Source organism: Streptomyces sp. 8N616 (genome assembly GCF_052246385.1).
In the GTDB taxonomy this organism is placed as follows: domain Bacteria; phylum Actinomycetota; class Actinomycetes; order Streptomycetales; family Streptomycetaceae; genus Streptomyces.
On the sequence record NZ_JBQQBY010000085.1, the window covers coordinates 1 to 1,957 of the forward strand.

The 1,957-nt window shown below is 68.3% G+C and carries 1 protein-coding gene; it reads right to left on the bottom strand.

The genetic code is table 11. The features are described 5' to 3' along the window. Positions 1-2 precede the first annotated feature (2 nt). Positions 3-1,957 (bottom strand): acetate--CoA ligase (gene acs, locus ACTWQC_RS35710; RefSeq protein ID WP_443320033.1); only part of this gene is annotated, 1,955 nt, incomplete at its 5' end.

Genomic DNA, 1,957 nt, shown 5'->3' on the forward strand with positions numbered 1-1,957 from the left:
GCTCAGTCTTCGCTTGCGGCGGTGGGCAGTTTGCTCTGGATGAGTTCCATGACGGAGGAGTCGGTGAGGGTGGTCACGTCGCCGAGTGTGCGGTTTTCGGCGACGTCGCGGAGGAGTCTGCGCATGATTTTGCCGGAGCGGGTCTTGGGGAGTTCGGCGACCGGGAGGATGCGCTTGGGTTTGGCGATGGGGCCGAGTGCCGTGGCGACGTGGATGCGCAGTTCCTCGACCAGTGTGTCGTCTTCGGAGGCGGTGCCGCGGAGGATGACGAAGGCGACGATGGCTTGGGTGGTGTGGGGGTCGGTGGCGCCGACGACTGCGGCTTCGGCGACCTTGGGGTGGGAGACGAGGGCGGATTCGACCTCGGTGGTGGAGATGTTGTGGCCGGAGACGAGCATGACGTCGTCGACTCGGCCGAGGAGCCAGATGTCGCCGTCGTTGTCTTTCTTGGCGCCGTCGCCGGCGAAGTAGCGGCCGGGGAAGCGGGACCAGTAGGTGTCGAGGTAGCGCTGGTCGTCGCCCCAGATGGTGCGGAGCATGGCGGGCCAGGGTTGGGTCAGGACCAGGTAGCCGCCGGAGCCGTTGGGTACTTCGTGGGCCTCGTCGTCGACGACGGTGGCGGCGATGCCGGGGAGGGGGGCTTGGGCGGAGCCGGGTTTGGTTTCGGTGACGCCGGGGAGTGGGCTGATCATGATGGCGCCGGTTTCGGTCTGCCACCAGGTGTCGACGATGGGTGTGTGGTCCGCGCCGATGTGTTTGCGGTACCAGATCCATGCCTCGGGGTTGATCGGCTCGCCGACCGAGCCGAGGATGCGCAGGCTGCTGAGGTCGAATGTGGCGGGGATGTCGTCGCCCCACTTCATGCAGGCTCGGATCGCGGTGGGCGCGGTGTAGAGGGTGGTGACGCCGTACTTTTGCACGATCTCCCACCAGCGGCCCTGGTGTGGGGTGTCGGGGGTGCCCTCGTAGAGGACTTCGGTGGCGCCGTTGGCCAGTGGGCCGTAGACGATGTAGGAGTGGCCGGTGACCCAGCCGACGTCGGCGGTGCACCAGAAGACGTCCGATTCGGGTTTGAGGTCGAAGACGGTGTGGTGGGTGTAGGAGACCTGGGTGAGGTAGCCGCCGGTGGTGTGGAGGATGCCTTTGGGCTTACCGGTGGTGCCGGAGGTGTAGAGGATGAACAGGGGGTGTTCGGCGTCGAAGGCCTGTGGGGTGTGGGTGTCGGGCTGGCGGTCGACCAGTTCGTGCCACCACACGTCGCGGCCTTGGGTCCAGGCGACTTCTTGGCCGGTGCGGCGGACGACCAGGACGTGGCGGACGCGGTCCACGCGGTCGGCGGCCTGGTCTACGGCGGGCTTGAGTGCGGAGGGCTTGCCGCGGCGGTAGCCGCCGTCGGCGGTGATGACTACGCGGGCGTCGGCGTCCTGGATGCGGGTGGCCAGGGCGTCGGCGGAGAAGCCGCCGAAGACGACGGAGTGCGGGGCGCCGATGCGGGCGCAGGCCAGCATGGCGATGACTGCTTCGGGGATCATGGGCAGGTAGATGGCCACCCGGTCGCCTGCCTGCACGCCTAGCTCGGTCAGGGCGTGGGCGGTCTTGGAGACCTCGTGTTGCAGTTCGGCGTAGGTGAGGGAGCGGGTGTCGCCCGGTTCGCCCTCGAAGTGGAGGGCGACGCGGTCCCCCAGGCCGTTCTCGACGTGCCGGTCGACGCAGTTGTACGCGACGTTGAGCTTGCCGTCGGCGAACCACTTGGCGAAGGGCGGGTTGCTCCAGTCCAGGGTCTCGGTGGGTTCGGTGATCCAGGTCAGCCGGCGGGCCTGCTCGGCCCAGAAGCCCAGCCGGTCGGCTCCGGCCCGTTGGTATGCCTCCGCGGTGACGTTGGCGGCGGCGGCCAGATCGGCGGGCGGTGCGAACCGACGCTCCTCCTTGAGCAGGTTGGCCAGGCTCTCGTTGCTCA